Below are 16,882 nucleotides of genomic sequence, written 5' to 3'. Positions count from 1 at the left end.
TCGGCTGATTCAGCGGGCACGCTGCGTGGCGGCCACTAGCTGCCCGGCTATTTTCACCGTACCCGTAAGCGGTGTCGTCTTCGTGTTGACCCCGAACACCCTGACCGTGGCCGTCCCGCTGCCATTACCTGCGCCTTCGGCAATGAACCAGGTCAGCATGCTGGGCCCATACGGCGTGGCCTGCCACCTGCAACCGGGGGCAGTCGTCACGGTGACCGTCACCGTGGCTTCGCTGGTCATCGTGAAGGTGGCGGGGAAGGTCAGGGACGTAGGCGACACGCTGTACGTGCATCCGGGGACCTGAGCCTCCGGCGGCGGACGCATGCCTCGGCTGGGGGCACTGATAGCGCCAGTCCACGGCGTACCGACGTTCACGTGCCCACCAGTGAAGGCGGCGCCGTAGTACATCGCGCGCTCGGCCACGAAGCCGGTGCCGGACGTGCTCGGGCACGCCGGGTCAGAGGTCGTCACCGATTCGAAGAACGTGGGCGAACACCTGACCTTCCTCCCAGTAATCGTAGTAAGCGTCGAACCACCAGAACTCAGCCACCAACTCCGGATAGTTCGCCGCCCAGACGGTGGTGCGAGAATGCGCCGGGAGGCAGACATCCCGGACGATGCCCTCGCCGAGGTTGTTGACGAATGTGGCCCGGACCTTTACTGGCACGCTCTGCGGATTGGCGAGCAGGAAGAAGGTGTCGATCGAACCGCCGTATGTGTTCTGCTGCCCTTCCGCGAACGCCCATCGCGCTTCCGGCGCGGTGATGCCCGCTGTCGCATGTCCCTCGACCCAGGGGAAGCTCGGCGTCGTCGGGTCCGCGGCTGACGGCGTGCCCCAGTACATCGCACGCTCCGCGACAATCGGCGCGGAGGCCGTGATCCGAATGCCAAAGGCCGAGGCCGCCAGGCGAGTGTCGAACGTGCGCCCTTCGTCGTCCACCCACACGGTGAAGCGCTGCCGCGCGGGAACGTTGTACGTGCGCGACACGACCCCGCCCGTGTCCAGCAGGTAGTCCACGGTCACTCGGCTGTCGACGACACCGGTGTTGGCCAGCAGGAGGAAGGTTTCAAACGCCGTTGCGGCATTGCCGCCGGTGAACCCTTCCGCGAAATGCCAGGTCGTGCTGGCAGCGGTCACGCCCAGGGCGTCGTGGCCGCTGCGAAAGCCGTCGAAGTACATGGCACGCTCGGCGACGACGCTGTTGCCCGCGGTGAGCGACTCGATCTCGGTGGAGAACTCGGCCGACGCGAGCGCCGGGTGCTCGGCCCGGGGCCAGAACGTGACGCGCCCCTGCGCCATTGCCTCCTGCTCGCTGACCAGCACCTGGCCGGTACCTGTCAGGTAGGTGGCACGCACGCGTGTCGCCGACGGATTGGGATTGGCCACCAGGACGAATGCCTCGAACGCGCCGGTGGCACCTTCGGCGAGTGTCCATCGCGGAGCGGCGGCCGTCACGCCGCTCGCGTTGTGCGCGCCAGGCGAATTGAGCCCCCCACGACTGCCGAGCGGCAGGTCGCCCCCGAAGAACATGGTGCGCTCGACCACGATGTCGGCGGGCGTCGAGGTACCGCTGACCACCGCGCTGACGCGCGCCGAACTGCTGCCATTCAGCTTGAAGTCCTTGGACAGGTTCACCGTCAGCCGGGACGTGGGAGCCATGGTGAATGTCTTGACCAGCGTCGGCGTGATGGCATCCGATTGCGGCAGCAGCGTGAGTGTGACCGTGACGGATTTCGAACTCGGGTTGCCGATGAGAATGTCCTGCGCGAAGTTGGCATTGTTGGCCCCTTCGGCAAGGAACCAGGTGGAGGCGCCCTGTGCCGATGCCGGGGGGGCGACGACAGCCACACAGAATCCTGTCAACGCGAGCACACGTGTCCAGAGCAGCACCAATACCTCCACGAATCCTGTAGTTTGGCTGGCGCCGCATCATACTTGATCGTCGCGGCACGTGAAGGAGACGCGGCCCGGCGGCAGCTCATGACGCAACGTCACTCGCCCGTGCATCTTGCTCTGGTCCTCACGGAGTTTCCGCCGAGCGTCGGCGGGATGCAGACGCATGCCGAGTTCCTCGCGCAGGCGTTGCATGATGCAGGTCATGCGATCTGCGTGTACACGTATCGGTGCGACGACCCGCAATTGGCGGCCGAGGCCAATGCCTTCGATCGGCAGGCCGCCTATCCTGTACGGCGCGTCCTGAGCCGGCTCGGCTTCTGGGCCAACCACCGGGCGTTGCTGCAGACCCTGCGGCAATCACGGGTGGCACTGATCTACGCATCCAACGTCTACTACGGCCTGCTCGGCGCCGAGCTCGGCGTACCCGTCGTCTGTCGCTCGGCCGGCAACGACGTCCAGCGTCCCTGGATTGCCTATCCGTATCGCCTGGGCAGCCGTGTCGTCAGCCATCCCGCGCTGGAGAGCCGATTGCACCAGTGGTATCGGCAATGGAATGCGCCGGAATGGCTGGAGTCGGTGTTCCGCCGGCAACGGCAGGCACTGGTGCAGCGGAGCGTGCGCGCCAATCGCGTGATCCTGGCCAACAGCCTCTACACCCGGCACTTGTTGCAGGACGTGGGCGTGGGCCGTGCGCAGGTGCAGGTGCTGCCTGGGGGCGTCGACACGCAGCGTTTTGCCCCCTGCGCGGTGACGCGCCGGGCGGTGCGCCGCGAGTGGGGGGTGCGGCCCGAGACGCCGGTGCTGCTGACCGTGTGCCGCCTGGTCGCCAAGAAGGGCATCGACTTCCTGCTGGGGCAAGTGCCGGCACTGCAACGCGTCGTTCCGGACCTGCGGGTGATCGTGGTGGGTGATGGCAAGGAGAAACACCGCTGCGAGGCCCAACTCGCTGCCGCGGGCCTGGCCGACGCGGTGCGACTGGTCGGCAAGGTCCCACAGCGCGAGGTGCAGCGCTATTTCGCGGCGGCAGACTGCTTCGTCCTGGCCAGCCGCGTCACCACGCATCACACCACGGGATTGCAGGACGCCGAAACGATGGGCCGGGTGTTGTGCGAGGCCAATGCGGCGGGCGTCCCGGTGTTGGCGAGCCGTTCCGGCGGCATCCCCAGCGTCATCACGCACGACGACAACGGACTGTTGTTCGACAGCGACGACGCCGGCGACTTCATCGCACAGTTCGAGCGCTTGCACCGCGACGCCGACCTGCGTCGGCGATTGGTCCAGCGCGGTCGGGAGCGGGCCGAACACGAGTTCGCCTGGCCGCATCTCGTCGCGGCGCACCAACAGTGTTTTGATGAGGTGCTCACCGCGCCGCACGTGTAGGCCTTTGGCCTTCGATCTTCACCGTTCGACGTTCGGCGTTCGGCGTTCGTCAGCGGTCAGTACGGATCGACCTCGACTCCGTTGTTCCACGCTCGGTACATCTCTTCCGCGCTCGGCACCTTCGACGGGCGCACGAGGCGGAAGCCGAGCCACTCCGCGTCGGTCATGTACCAGACGCTGGTCGGCAGCTGCGGGTCGCGTTCCTTCCAGACGGCGTCCGACTTGTAGCGCACGGTGCAGTTCACGCGCGTGGCCGCGTCGTTCCACGATCCGCCGCGCACCGCGATCGGGTACGACGTCGTCGGCTTGACCCAGGGGTTCGTGGCCGCGGCGGCTGGATAGGGTGCGTACTGGTCCGACGTCCACTCCATGACGTTGCCGAGCATGTCGTGCAGGCCCCATGCATTGGGCTTCTTCGTACCGAGCTTGTGGTACGTGCCGTCGGTGAACTCGCCGGTCGGTGAGTTCTTCTGATACCAGGCCACGTCAGCGAGTTGGGCTTCCTCGACGGCCGGCGCACCGCCGGCACGACAGGCGTATTCCCATTCGGCCTCCGTGGGTACGCGGTAGTACTCGCCCGTTCGGGCACTGAGCCACTGTGCGTACTTGTTGGCGGCATGCGCCGTCATGCTGATGGCAGGGAACCCGGCATTACCGCGCCCGAAACTCATCTCGAGGTGCGGCGCGGTCGGGCGGCTCAGCCCGTCGACGAGTGCGTCAGGATTGGTCTTCTCGCTGGCCTGGTCGGCGAACATGAACATCAGGTACGCGTCCCAGTTGACCTCGGTGGTCATCATCCAGAACGCATCGAGCGTCACGGTGCGCGTCGGCTTCTGATCGGCGGGTGCCTTGGGGTCGGCCGAGCCCATCTCGAAGCTGCCGGCAGGAATCGGCGCCATGCCGTAGCTCGCCGTGGTGTTCGGCAGCGTCACGGTGTAGGCCTTGGCGGCCTGATCGCCCTTCGCCTTCTCGAGAAACATGGCCCGGAGCTTCTCGACGACGGCCATCTCCTTGGGGTCGATGGCAGGCGCGGCAGGAGCCGCGGCGGGCTGGCGGCTGGAGACCGGCACGGTGGCCGCCCCGGCCATCAAGGCCAGGGCGACCATCGTCGCGAGACGAGCAGTCATCGTCAGGAAACCTTGGTCCGTCCGGGAATGGCGAGACCAGGGGCTTCGAACTTGGCGCTCATGTCCATCTGCGTCGGCAGCAGGCTGACGGTCGAGTTCATCGCCTGTTCCCACGTGACCTCCTGCCCGGAGTACGCGGCATCGCGACCCATGATGGCGAGCAGCGAGCTGGTGGCGAGATTGAGGTCGTCGTTCTTCGGCTTGCCGGAGCGGATCGACGCAAACAGCACGTCATGCTCCTTCTGGTACATGTCGTACTCTTCGCCTTCCCACTGCCACTTGATCTTGCCGTCGGGCGTCTCGATGCGCGGCTTGCCCTTGCCGAGGAAGAGCGTGCCTTCGGTGCCCATGACGTAGTCGAGCGTGCCGTTGAAGCAGCCGGTCGACTGGCGGTTCGCGAGGAACACGCGGTAGCCGTTCGGGTAGACGAAGTTGGCCTCGAAGTGGTCGTAGATGTTGCCGCCGTTGGCCGGCACCGAGCGGCCGCCGACGCTGACGCAGCTGGCGGGCGGCTGGTCCTTCATCACCCACATGATCTTGTCGGCGTTGTGGACGGCCTGCTCGACGAGGCTGTCACCCGACAGCCACACGAAGTTGTACCAGTTACGCACCTGCCACTCGACGTCGCCCATGCCGGCCGGACGTGCGCTCTCGGGCGGCATCGGCTTGACGGGGTTCGTGTAGTAGGTCGAGTAGTGCGCCACCAGGCGGCCGAGCGCGCCGCCGTGCACCTGCTCGATCGCGGCCGAGATCATGTTGTTGTAGCGCCAGCAGAAGCCGCACACGAGTGCGATGTTCTTCGCCTGCGCCGCCTTCTGCGACTCCATGACGGAGCGGATGCCAGGCGCATCGGTGGCGGCCGGCTTCTCGCAGAAGATGTGCTTGCCGGCGTCGACCGCGGCCTTCAGATGGGCCGGCCGGAACCCCGGAGGTGACGCAAGCAGGACCACGTCCACACCGCTGTTGATGACCTTGTCGTAAGCATCGAGCCCGAAGAGCGCGTTGTCCACCTTCACCTGGGTGCCGAACTTCTGGCTGCCCGAGAGGCGCGTCACGGCGCGGCTCACGATCGCCTGGTCGATGTCGGCGACGGCGGTCAGGACGGTGTTCTTGTCAGCACTGAGCGCTTGCGCCGCTGCACCACTCCCACGTCCGCCTGCACCGACGAGGCCGACCTTCAGCGAGTTGGTGACCGATTGCGCGGAGATGATGCTCGGGAATCCGGCGGCGGCAGCGGCGCCGGCGGCGACGCCGGACTTCTTCAGGAAGTCGCGGCGCTCACTGCTGCTGGGCACGTTGTTCGATGAGGTGGTCATGGTCTTCAGTTGAGTCGACAAGGGGAATGCGGGCGTCGACATGGCGTCCGTATCCACAAATGATAGCGCTTCAACCGGCACGACGGATCGTCCAGGTGCGGCGGTTCTTGCCCCTGATTACGATGCCCACCGCCCTGGCGCGACCAGTTGGCCACAGACGAGCGCAAGTCCCCTGTTGGGACAAACGGGCCGGCCCGGCCCGCTGGCACTCTGGGCCGGGAGGCGCGCTCTGACGGCCTTCGTCATTCGGCCTTCGGCCTTCGGTCCTTCGAAGGCCAGGGCCAACGGCCGAGCGCAAACGCGCGCGAAAGCGTGCGGCGCGCGGTTACTTGCTGCTCGGACTGCTGTCGGCCGGCAAATCGCCGATGACGAACTGGATCCCCGCCAGCAGGTGCTGCAGGAGCACCGGGTTGGCGTAGACCTTCTCATTGTGGCCGTGCGACATGTAGAAGACGCGCCCCTTCTGCTCGGCCCGTATCCAGCTGAGCGCGGTGTCGCCGTCGGGCCGCGGAAACTGCTCCTTGGCCTTGTCCTCGGCCGACATCGCGGCCATGTCCACGCTCGTGAGCACGCGCAGGTTCTTGCGCGAATAGACCTCGCGGCCGAACGTGTACGTCTCGTCGGCCACGACAAACGGCGTTTTGCCCTTGAAGGGCGCGGTCAGCGGGCTGCGGGGATCGTCGATCTTGTAGGTGATCGACTGCCCATCGTTCCAGTGGAACTTGAAGAAGCCGCCGAGCAGCGTGTTGAACTCGGGCCACGTGCCGACCTGGTCGTCGGGGCCGAGATCGGTGGCCTTGGCCTGGCCGTTGCCGACGCGTGGCGCACGCGGCGTGGCCGGTGGGGGCGGCGGCATGAGCGTGTCGTACGCCTTCACGAAGTCGGCCTGCGTGACGCGCCCGATCTTCTGCGTATCCGCCTTGTCGAACCACGTCGCGACCAACGCAGTGATCTCCTCGCGAGACAGCATCTTGTCGCTGTTGGCGTCACCATCGGTGACCATCCGCGTGCCGACCGGCACCGCTGCGTCGAGGCCCGGACCGAGATTCGCGAGCCGCGAGGCAAAGGTGGTCTGGCCCGGTCCAGCCGCCTTCAGTTCCTTGGCGCTGGCATGGTAGGAGTCCGAGGCAGCATGGATGGCGGCCAGCCCCTTGCCGCCGCGCACGAAGTCGAGCAATGCCTTGCGGCGTGCCGCCGTGGCCGCGGCGTCGGTGGGATCGTCGAGGAAGTGACCGGTGGTGCTCGCGAGGAAGATCGCGTCGTAGGATTTCAGGTTCTGCTCGGTGACGTCCGCCGCGTCGTAGGTGATCGTGGTGGCCCAGGCGCCCGTCTTCTTGCCGAGTTCCTCGACGGTGCGAGCCGCGAGCGGGATGGACGAGTGCGCGTACCCCGCCGCACGCGCGATCACCAGCACCTTGCGCGGTGCCTTCGGCTTGGCCGGAGCCGCGGCCGGCAGCGCAGCGACCATCGCGTCGACGTCGCCCGGACACGGGGTGCGCGGGTTCGCGCTGCGTCCGCCGCACTGGGGACCGGCAGAGGGCAGCACCCCCGACAGGCCGAAAATCACCGACTCGCTGGTGAGGCCGGTCGCGTCGGCTGGCTTCCACGCGGTGAACCACTGCTCGGCGCCCGCCCGTGCCTCGTCGCGCGAGAGCGCGCCGTCCTTGTTGCCGTCGAGGCCGTCGAACAGCGCCGCCGCGATGGCGCTGCGGTTGCCGCCTTGTGCGTGCAGCCCGGGTCCGACGATCAGCAGCCCCGCCGTCGAGCAGGCGAGCACCGCGGCCGTCGCCGTGGTTGTCATGGATGCCATGTGTCCTCCGTCGCGTGGCCGCCGGCCCGCGCGGCGAGGATACACTGCGTCGCACCGTGACCCCGCCCGACCCGAGCTCGACGCCATCGATCTCCCTCGTCCGTGGCCTCGGGCCCTTTGCCGCCTACGCCATGGTCGTCGGCAACGTCATCGGGACCGGGGTCTTTCTCAAGGCCCGGGTGATGACCTGCAATGTCGACACCCCGGGCATGGTCATCGGCGTGTGGGTGATCGCCGGGCTGATGAGCCTGCTGGGGGCACTCACCTACGCAGAACTGGCGACGATCTTCCCCCGCGCCGGCGGCGAGTACATCTTCATTCGACAGGCGTACGGACGCCTCTGGGGCTTCCTGTACGGGTGGACCCGTTTCTTCGTCGCGACCGCCGGCGCGCTCGCGGCGCTCGCGACCGGCCTGGCGATCTTTCTCAACGCGCTTTCGGGCGGCGCCATCGATGCCGTGCGCATGACGGTGCCTGGGCTCGGCTCGGTCAGCGGCATCGCACTGGTGGCGATCGCGGCCGTATGGATGGTGACGCTGGTCAACTGTGCCGACATATCGACCGGGGGGCGCGTCGCCTCCGTGCTCACCGCCCTGAAGCTGCTGCTTGTGAGCGGCGTCGGCATCGGCGCGTTCCTGCTCGCCGACGGGTCGTGGTCACACTACGCGATGAGCGGCGCGGCCGGTACCTGCGAAGGCGTGGACGGCGCGGCGCGTGGCGGCCTGGCCGGCATCGGCGCGGCAATGATGGCCGCCCTGTGGGGGTACAACGGCTGGAACGAGGTGACCTACGTCGCCGGTGAAGTGAAGGACCCGGGCCGCGTGTTACCGATTGCCATCATCGGCGGCATCCTGACGGTTGCGACGCTGTACGTGACGGTCAACGCCGGCTACTTCTACGTGCTGCCGCCCGTAGCCATCGCGAGTGTGGCGGCGGCTTCGCCCGTGGCCACCGTCGTCGCGACCGAGTTCCTCGGGCCAGCCGCCACGGGGCTGATGAGCGGGCTGCTCGCGATGTCGGTGATGACGGCGCTGCAGATCGTCTCGCTCGTCGGGGCTCGCATCCCGTACGCCATGGCCGCCGACGGCGTCTTTTTCCGCAGCCTCGCCCGCTTGAGCCCGCGTACGCGCGTGCCGGTCCGGGCCCTCGTCGCCCAGGCTGTCTGGGCGTCGGTGCTGGTGGTCTCGGGTTCGTTCGACACGCTGACCGACTACGTGATCTTCGCGGTGCTGATCTTCATGGGTCTCGCGACGGCGTCCGTGTTCGTCTTCCGCCGCCGCCTGCCCGACGTCGATCGGCCGTACCGCACGTGGGGCTATCCCGTGGTCCCCGTGCTTTTCCTGCTGACCGCCGCGTGGCTGATCGTCAACACGCTGCAGACGAGCCCCCGGCAGGCCTTCGCCGGGCTCGGCCTGGTCGCCATCGGCGTGCCGTTCTATTGGTACTGGACACGGGACAATGCCGGGAATGCCGCGATGCCGAATGCCGACAATTGAAATGCCTGATGCTTGATGCTTGATGCTTGATGCTTGATGCCCTGATTTGCAGGCGTCGACCTTCAGGTCGACGCGCGTACCCGGTACCCGACACCCGGTACCCGGTGGTGCCGTGAGCCTGCTGCTCCTGTTCGCGTGGGCCTTCGCGGCAGCGACGATCCTGCCGTTGTCATCGGAAGTGGCTCTCGTCGTCGAAATCGTCCGTCGCGGCGACTGGCAGGTGCCGGTGCTGGTGGCCACCGTCGGCAACGTGCTCGGGGCGGCCACCACGTATGCGCTCGCCCGATTCGCCGTGACCCATGCGCCGTCGCCGTCGCCACGCGTCGCACGCGCGTCGGCGCTGCTCGCCCGTTACGGCTCGCCCGCGCTCTTGCTGTCGTGGGTACCGGTGATCGGCGACCTGATCGTCGCCCTGGCCGGCGCGGCGCGGATGCCGCTGCTGCCCTTCGCGTTCTGGACGACCGTGGGCAAGGCCGCACGCTACGTGGCCGTCGCGATCGCCGTCTCCCAACGCTGACGGAGACGCCTCGCCCCCGTCTTCCTGCACTCCTGTCGTCCTGTTCTCCTGTTTCCTGTCGGCGTTCGGCGTTCGGCGTTCGGCGTTCGGCGTTCGGCGTTTCCTGTGTTCCTGTGCTCCTGTCATCGGAGCGCCTCGAGCCACGCGTCGCGACAGCCCGGAGGGGCGGTCACCGGGTTGCACCGCGCCGGCAGCGATGCAGCGCCTGGCAGCCGCGCGAGATAGCCCGTTCCGAACGGGCTCGGTTCGGGATAGTCAGTGCTGACAAACTGCGCGCCGGTCGCGAACGCGGCATCGCGCCGTCTGGTGTCGCCGGTGCGCGCTTCCTTGCCCGGCTCGTCGGCGCGTGTCCGGACGATGTAGGTCTCGGCCACGCGGGCACGGATGCGGCGGCCCTCGGCTCCAAGCGCGTCGTTCATCTTGAGGAACGCCGACGCGGGCGAGCCCGGATCGGCACTCACGAACAGCACTCGTCTCTCGAGCGTGGGATGACCGTCGAGATAGGCAGCACGGTGCGCGTCGGTGTTGTCCATCGCGAAGAGGACCTTGCCCCTGGCATCCCGCAACCGCGGCCAGCCATCCTTTTCGAGTGCCTCGCGCAACGTTGCCCGGCTGCCGCGGACGTCGTCAGGCGTCAGCAGGTGGGTTTCGTCGAACACGGAGCGGATCTCCGCGTCGAGGGCGTCGAGCGCGGGACCGTCGATCGGCAGCGGCTGTACCAGCCCGATGTGCCGGGGGTCGTCGCGCGGCTCGTCCTTGAGTTCGAGCATCACGAGGATCGGCACATGGCGCGGGTGCGCACGCGACCAGTCGCGCACCTCGGTGAGGCAGGCGACCAGGGTCGGGCAGGTCACATGGAAGTCCACGTCGGGTACGTGGAGGACCTTGAAACCGGGAGCGCGCAGCGCGGGTCCGGGCACCAGCCGTTCCAGCCCGGGCGTCGTCCGGAGCATCGCGGGCGTGCTGTATCGGCCGCCGGACGGGTCGGCGTAGACATCGATCTCGAGTTGACGGATCCCGAGCCGTTCGAGCTGCACCGGCAGCGGTTGATGCGTGTAGTCGAGGGCAGGAGCGCGGTCGCCGAGCGCGGCAAGGATCGGCGCGGCCGGTGCGAGGTGGTAGCTGTTGTGCGTGCCCAGCACCTGCAGGTGGTTCAGGCGCAGGCAGTCGTCGGCGTTGGCCGCCGTGACTGCAGCGCACGACACCGGTGGCGCAGGAGGCGCCGCGGACTGCGTGGCTGACACGACCGTGATGGCACCAAGCAGCGCCGGCAGGAGCAATCGGCTCGACATGCCGCCACGATACGGCACGCGGTTGTCACCCGAGTAACGCGTCGCGAGGCCGCGTGCACCTGGCGTGGCGGTGCGCTCGACCAACGCGGGGCTGGGCACCCCGCCAATCACGAGGCACAATGGCGCCGAACCAGGACGCCTGATTGCCTGATTTCCCGACTTCCTGACTCCCGACTCCCGACTTCCTGAGCTCCTGAGCTCCTGAGCTCCTGTTTTCCTGTTTTCCTGTTTTCCTGTTTTCCTGTTTTCCTCCGAGGCCTTCCCGTCATGTCCGAGCCAACCCAGACCCGTCGAGACTTCCTGCGCGCCACGGGTGCGACCGTCGCCGCTGCCACGCCGTTGGTCGCCGCCGGAGATGTCGTCGCCGCCATGGCGGGCCAGCAGGCCGTGCCGACGCCGCCCGCGAAGACCTTCGGCTACGCCGTCGTCGGTCTCGGCGGCCTGTCGTTGAGCGACATCCTGCCGGCGTTCGCACACACGAAGTCGTCGCGGCTGACGGGGCTCGTGAGCGGTAGCGTCGACAAGGCCCGGGCGCTCGCGGCGCAGTACGGCGTGCCCGACAAGGGCCTCTACTCGTACGACACGTACGACCGCATTGCCGACAACCCCGACATCGACGCGGTCTACATCGTGCTGCCCAACTTCATGCACGCCCAGTACACGATCCGCTCCCACAAGGCCGGCAAGCACGTGCTGGTCGAGAAGCCGATGGCCAACACGACGAAGGACTGCGACGAGATGATCGCGGCGGCGGCAGCGGCCAGGAAGTACCTCGCCGTGGCATACCGCCTGCGGTTCGAGCCGTACACGCAGGCCATGATCAAGATGGTGCGCGACAAGGAACTCGGCAAGCCCAAGGTGATCCTGTGCGAGGCGGGCTTCAACACGCGCAACCCGGACCAATGGCGGCTGAAGAAGAAGGAGGGCGGCGGCGGCTCGATGATGGACATCGGCATCTACGCGGTCAACGCCGCGCGCTACCTCTCGGGCGAGGAACCCACCGAGGTCTTCGGCATGGAGTACAGCACGCCCGGTGATCCGCGGTTCGTGGAAGTCGAGGAAACCATCAACTTCCAGATGCGTTTCCCGAGTGGAGTGCTGGCCAACTGCGTGTCGAGCTACGGCACTAACCTGAACCGCTTCAGGGTCCACGCCGAGAACGGGTCGTTCGAGATGGAGCCGGCCTACAGCCGCCGCGCGCTCGGCATGCGCGTCTTCCGCGGCAACGTCATCGAGCAGCGCAACCTGCGCGAGCCCGATCACTTCGCGGCGATGATGGATCACCTCGCCGAGTCGGCCGCCAAGGGTACGCCCCCGCTTACCGACGGCGTGGACGGCCGCAACGACATGCGCGTGATCGAGGCGATCTACGAGTCGGTGAAGACTGGGCGGCCGGTCAAGGTGTAGCCATGACGAACGCCGAACGTTGACGCCGACGGTCAGGTGCGAGCCTTGGCCATCGGAATTTCAAATTTCAAATTCTGTAGGGCCGCGCTCGGAGAGCGGGCCCTACCTTTTTTGCAGCGGTTCTTGCGAGCTCGAGGACGGCGGTAGGGCCGGTTCTCCGAACCCGGCCCAATGGGAAGCGCGCTCGGAGAGCGGACCCCACGTTTCTTTGAACACGGTGCCCGGAACCCGGAACCCGGTACCCGTTGTTTCCTACTGCTTGCTCGGCCGGTACACCTCGTACACCGTGTTGCGCGACAGCGACACCACGAACAGGTTGCCGTTCGGGCCGGTCTTGATGTCGGTCGCGATGCCGAAGTCGCGGCCGAAGCGGAACGACTCGCTCTCGATGATCCCGAAGTCACCGGCCGTGCCTCCCGGGGGAGCAAAGTTGTGCTTCTCGAGGTTGTCGGCGACACGGTCCTCGATGCGCGGGTCGTCGACGCCAATCTTGCGGCGGTTGCCGGTGAGGTTGAAGTGGAAGAGGTAGCCGCCTTCCATCGCGGCGACGGCTGCGCCCATGAACAGGTCGTTCTCGTACTGCGGCCCGAGGTTGCGGCCGTGCAGGAAGCCGATCCCGCCGGGGGCGATCTCGAAGCGCCAGGAGAACTCGGGGTCGTGGTAGGTAGCGCCCGGCAGCATGAAGAGGCGTGACATCACCTGATCCGGCGTGTCGGCCAGGTACGTCGCCGGGAACCGCACCTGCTGCATGCCGGCGTACTTGCCGGGGCTCAGGAAGAACGTGCCCGACTCGATCGCCTTGAACTCGGCGATACGCGAGACCGGACCGGCAACCTGCACCCAGCCGCCGTTCTGGCCGGCCACGACGCGATTCAGTTCCGAGAACGAGTCGTCGCCGTTCTCCTGGATCCAGACGTCGCCGGACGCCGGGTCGATGTCGAGACCGAAGCTGTTGCGAACGCCGTACGCGAACACCTTCTGCAGCTGGGTGCCGACGGCGGCGTTGCCGCCGTTGATGAGCTCGCGGCCGTAGGCGAAGAAGGGGTTGTCGTCGGGCGCACTGCCGTCGTCGTTGAGCCGCAGCACGACACCTGAGAGGTGAGCCTGGTCGGGCGCCGGACCGCCGAACTGGTCGTCGGCCGGGAAATTGGGATGGAGAATCGGGTCGGCCGGCGCGCCGAACTCGAGGTTCTGCAACTGGCCGCGGCGACCCTGATCGCCCATCACGACGTAGAGGCGCGCGCGTCCCCCCTCACTGGCGAACTTGATGACGCCGCCGTTGTGGTTGCCGCGCAGGGGCTGCGTCGGATCGGCCTGGAACGAACGGATCACCAACAGGTTCTGGGCGAATGCGAGCGACGAGCCGTTCCACACGAAGCGGTCGATACGGCTGCCGAACGGATTGGGCGTTCCTGGGGGGTACGGCGAGTTCGGATTCCCGACGTTGGCGGCGACAGCCGAGTCGGCGCTCGTACTGCTCTCCGTCCAGAAGAGGTAAACCCCGGGGTTGGCCGGAAAGTCCGGGTGCAGCGCGACGCTCAGGAGACCACGCTCGGAGAAGCTGTTCACGGGAAGGTCCAGCACGACCGTGGTCGTCTGCACGCCGCCGACCGGACGCACCCACTTCACCTGGCCCGACGCCTTCTCGACGATGAAGTAGCTGTCGGATCCGAGGAACGCGATGCCGACCGGCTGATTCAGCCCGCTGGCCACTGCGCGCACCGCGAGGTTGGTGTCGTAGACGGTCGGATCGGGTTGTTGAGCCCGCGTGACTGCGGGCGTGCTGCACAGCGTAGCGGCGACCACTCCGGCCGATGCCATCGCCCTGCGCGCAGCCGTCGTGAACCCTGTCTTGTGCGTCATCTCTTCCTCCGGGGATGTGTAAGCGGCCGCTCCCGAACGAAGCGGCCGTTCCGGGACGCGCAAGAGACGTGCCGCGAGGCGCCTGCGACATCGCGCCGAATCGCGGCAACGCCGCGCCGCGACCTTACGCGACGCGTAAGCGGCGGCGTGTCGCGTAAGCACCTGGACGGTACCGTCGGCAGCGCGAGACCGGCACGGCTCAGACACGGCCCTCGGCATTCGGCCTTTGGCCTTCGACGCTTGCTGTTCAGCGTTCGGCTTTCGGCGTTCAGCGTTCGTCAGATGCCTCGCCCTGGACTACGATGGCCGGCGATCAACGGAGGATGCATGACCGATCGCGTGAAGTACCTGCTCGACGAGACACGGCTGCCGACCACCTGGTACAACCTCGCCGCCGACCTGCCGGTGCCGTGCCCGCCACCCCTGCATCCGGGCACGCTGCAGCCGCTCGGCCCTGACGATCTGGCACCGTTGTTCCCGATGGCGCTGATCCAGCAGGAGGTGTCGACCGATCGTGAGATCGAGATCCCCGGGCCGGTGCGAGACGTGTACCGCCAATGGCGTCCGACGCCCCTGTTCCGCGCCCGCCGCCTCGAGCAGGCCCTGCAGACGCCGGCGCGCATCTACTACAAGTACGAGGGCGTCAGTCCGGCCGGCAGTCACAAGCCGAACACCTCGGTTGCCCAGGCGTACTACAACCGCGAAGCGGGCATCCGCAAGATCGCGACCGAGACCGGCGCCGGCCAGTGGGGCTCATCGCTCGCGTTTGCCGGAGCTCTCTTCGGCATCGAGGTGCAGGTCTTCATGGTGCGGGTGTCGTACGACCAGAAGCCCTACCGCAGGGCGCTGATGGAAACGTACGGCGCGACGTGCGTGCCCAGTCCATCGCCGCTCACCCAATACGGACGCGCCGTGCTGGCGCGTGACCCTGAATGCAAGGGCAGCCTCGGCATGGCGATCTCGGAAGCGGTGGAAGTGGCGGCGTCCCATCCCGACACCAACTACGCCCTCGGATCGGTGCTCAATCACGTGCTGCTGCACCAGACGATCATCGGCATGGAGGCGATCGACCAGTTCGAGACGGCCGACGATTATCCGGACGTGATCGTCGGCGCCACGGGAGGCGGATCGAATTTCGCCGGCATCACCTTCCCGTTCATCGGCGCCAAGCTCCGCGGCGGACCCGATGTCCGCATCGTCGCGGTCGAGCCGGCTGCATGCCCGAGCCTCACCCGCGGCAGGTACGCGTACGACTTCGGCGACACCGGGCACATGACGCCACTCACCAAGATGCACACGCTGGGCTCGACGTTCATGCCGCCCGGCTTCCACGCCGGTGGACTGCGCTATCACGGCATGGCGCCGATGGTGTCGCATCTCAGGCAGCTCGGCCTGATCGAGGCGCGCGCGTTGATGCAGAAGGCCTGCTTCGAGGCCGGCGTGCAGTTTGCCCGGGCGGAAGGCATCCTGCCGGCACCAGAAGCCAACCACGCCGTGCGCGGCGCGATCGACGAGGCCATCCGCTGCCGCGAGGAAGGCGTGTCGCGCGCGATCCTGTTCAACCTCTGCGGGCACGGCCATTTCGACATGCAGGCCTACACGGACTACTTCGCCGACAAGCTCACCGACCAGACCTACGACGAGAGCGAACTGGCGATGGCGCTGGCGGGGTTGCCATCGGTCGGCAGTTGAGGTCTCAGGGTTCAGGTCTCTTGCCTGAGACCTGAGACCTGAGACCTGAGACCTGAGACTTGAGACTTGAGGCTTGAGGCTTGAGGCGTCCCGGTGCCGCGTCATCGGTATCGCGTGGGGACGGTCGACTGCTGGATCCCGGCGCCTCAACGGTCGCCGGTACGGGTGGCGTTGAGGCCGAGGGCGCCGTCGGCGTACCGCAGTTCCAGGCGGGTGCCCTCGATCCGGACGCGCATGTTGGTCGCCAGGGACTTGAGGAACGCCGACTCCTGTTCCATCACGCCTGCGGGATCCACGCACATCTTGCGCGTGGCCGCCGTGCCGCGGATGGAGAGGTCGCCGTTGTCGACCGTATAGCTGCCCGTGAAGCCATTGCACCCGGCCGATCCCGACACCCGGCCATCTTCGCTGAACGCCAGCGTCAGGCGACTGCCCGTGATGACACTGACCACCGCCGCCTTGCCGTTGTTGTAGGCGGTGACGTCCCACGCGGTATTTGCCAGTGCCTGCGTCTGTGCCTCGAACACTGCCAGGACAGTGCCCGCGGCGTCGAGCAGGGTGAGGCGCGAGCCGTCGAGTCGCAGCCGTGCCGAACGCGTCAGGGCCGCCATGAACTCGCGCGCGAGCTGGGCGGTCACTCCCGGACACGCCATCTTCGTCCGTGCCACCGACCCGGACACGCGGAACGTGCCGTCGGTTCCGGCCTTGTAGGGGCCGGTGTACCGGTTGCAGCCATCCGAGCCCTGCACGCGGCTGCCGTCGAGGGTCAGCGTTGGCACACGATCGCCCGACAGCATGTGTCCCGGCAATTCGACGAGCGTCCACGTGGATCCGGCGGGCGGCGTTTGTGCCCCGGCGAGGCCGGCCAGCGGCACCAGCGTCGTGATGGCAAGCGTCAGCACGACCGTGGAGAGTGGCATGGACCAATCCTAAACGCCGTCGGCCTTCGGCCTCGGACATGGGCCTTCGGCCTTGGGTGGAGCCTCAGGTCTCAGGCCTCAGGTCTCAGGCCAGACCTGACCTTGAGACCTGAGACTTGAGACGTAGGCCGGCTCAGTCCGAGGACATGGGTGACAAAGCAGTCT

Annotated in this window: 13 protein-coding genes; 5 read left to right on the top strand and 8 right to left on the bottom strand. The window is 67.3% G+C overall.

Features of this window, described 5'->3' with window-relative positions:
- Nucleotides 1-9: 9 nt before the first annotated feature.
- Together LuPra_RS05235 and LuPra_RS32505 are read right to left on the bottom strand one after the other, a co-directional pair.
- The gene (locus LuPra_RS05235) at nt 10-471 is read right to left on the bottom strand and encodes a hypothetical protein (RefSeq protein WP_110169774.1); all 462 of its coding nucleotides are present in this window, start codon (nt 469-471) and stop codon (nt 10-12) included.
- Nucleotides 458-1,891, bottom strand: a complete 1,434-nt coding sequence (locus LuPra_RS32505) for a hypothetical protein (RefSeq protein WP_162271301.1) — start codon at nt 1,889-1,891, stop codon at nt 458-460. The genes LuPra_RS05235 and LuPra_RS32505 overlap by 14 nt, the downstream gene beginning before the upstream one ends.
- Before the next feature lie 111 nt (nt 1,892-2,002).
- On the opposite strand from LuPra_RS32505, the gene LuPra_RS32500 reads away from it, so the two are divergent.
- The gene (locus tag LuPra_RS32500) at nt 2,003-3,277 is read left to right on the top strand and encodes a glycosyltransferase family 4 protein (RefSeq protein WP_162271300.1); all 1,275 of its coding nucleotides are present in this window, start codon (nt 2,003-2,005) and stop codon (nt 3,275-3,277) included.
- 56 nt (nt 3,278-3,333) lie between these two features.
- Here the strand turns inward: LuPra_RS32500 and LuPra_RS05220 are convergent, their stop codons facing one another.
- From LuPra_RS05220 to LuPra_RS05210, 3 genes are all read right to left on the bottom strand, one after another.
- Nucleotides 3,334-4,404, bottom strand: a complete 1,071-nt coding sequence (locus LuPra_RS05220; RefSeq protein WP_110169771.1) for a formylglycine-generating enzyme family protein — start codon at nt 4,402-4,404, stop codon at nt 3,334-3,336.
- Nucleotides 4,405-4,406: 2 nt separating this feature from the next.
- Nucleotides 4,407-5,801 (bottom strand): Gfo/Idh/MocA family protein, encoded by a 1,395-nt coding sequence (locus LuPra_RS05215; RefSeq protein ID WP_234800733.1) that lies wholly within the window; start codon nt 5,799-5,801, stop codon nt 4,407-4,409.
- A 244-nt stretch (nt 5,802-6,045) separates the two neighbouring features.
- Nucleotides 6,046-7,530 carry a ThuA domain-containing protein gene (locus tag LuPra_RS05210; RefSeq protein ID WP_157898764.1) on the bottom strand — a complete coding sequence of 495 codons (1,485 nt, stop codon included), beginning with the start codon at nt 7,528-7,530 and terminating at the stop codon, nt 6,046-6,048.
- 56 nt (nt 7,531-7,586) lie between these two features.
- Here LuPra_RS05210 and LuPra_RS05205 point away from each other — a divergent pair, with 56 nt between their 5' ends.
- Together LuPra_RS05205 and LuPra_RS05200 are read left to right on the top strand one after the other, a co-directional pair.
- Entirely contained in the window at nt 7,587-9,026 is a 1,440-nt protein-coding gene (locus LuPra_RS05205; protein WP_157898763.1) for an APC family permease, read from the top strand.
- A gap of 112 nt (nt 9,027-9,138) precedes the next feature.
- Complete coding sequence (locus LuPra_RS05200; protein ID WP_157898762.1) at nt 9,139-9,543, top strand: YqaA family protein; 405 nt, start codon at nt 9,139-9,141, stop codon at nt 9,541-9,543.
- A gap of 122 nt (nt 9,544-9,665) precedes the next feature.
- Here LuPra_RS05200 and LuPra_RS05195 read toward each other — a convergent pair whose 3' ends face one another.
- Nucleotides 9,666-10,934, bottom strand: a complete 1,269-nt coding sequence (locus tag LuPra_RS05195) for a phosphatidylinositol-specific phospholipase C1-like protein (RefSeq protein ID WP_234800732.1) — start codon at nt 10,932-10,934, stop codon at nt 9,666-9,668.
- 168 nt (nt 10,935-11,102) lie between these two features.
- Here LuPra_RS05195 and LuPra_RS05190 point away from each other — a divergent pair, with 168 nt between their 5' ends.
- Entirely contained in the window at nt 11,103-12,242 is a 1,140-nt protein-coding gene (locus LuPra_RS05190) for a Gfo/Idh/MocA family protein (RefSeq protein WP_110169767.1), read from the top strand.
- A gap of 252 nt (nt 12,243-12,494) precedes the next feature.
- On the opposite strand, the gene LuPra_RS05185 is transcribed toward LuPra_RS05190, so the two are convergent.
- Nucleotides 12,495-14,105, bottom strand: a complete 1,611-nt coding sequence (locus LuPra_RS05185; protein ID WP_157898761.1) for a PQQ-dependent sugar dehydrogenase — start codon at nt 14,103-14,105, stop codon at nt 12,495-12,497.
- Nucleotides 14,106-14,432: 327 nt separating this feature from the next.
- Between LuPra_RS05185 and LuPra_RS05180 the strand changes: the two genes are divergently transcribed.
- A complete protein-coding gene (locus LuPra_RS05180; protein WP_110169765.1) occupies nt 14,433-15,797 on the top strand; it encodes a TrpB-like pyridoxal phosphate-dependent enzyme in 1,365 nt (454 codons plus the stop codon).
- A gap of 146 nt (nt 15,798-15,943) precedes the next feature.
- On the opposite strand, the gene LuPra_RS05175 is transcribed toward LuPra_RS05180, so the two are convergent.
- On the bottom strand, nt 15,944-16,717 hold the full coding sequence (locus LuPra_RS05175) for an META domain-containing protein (protein ID WP_110169764.1): 774 nt from the start codon (nt 16,715-16,717) through the stop codon (nt 15,944-15,946).
- Nucleotides 16,718-16,882 lie beyond the last annotated feature (165 nt).

It is taken from the genome of Luteitalea pratensis (assembly GCF_001618865.1).
Lineage (GTDB): Bacteria > Acidobacteriota > Vicinamibacteria > Vicinamibacterales > Vicinamibacteraceae > Luteitalea > Luteitalea pratensis.
The sequence above is the reverse complement of the archived record's forward strand: the minus strand, read 5'-3'. Positions and strand labels throughout refer to the sequence as shown.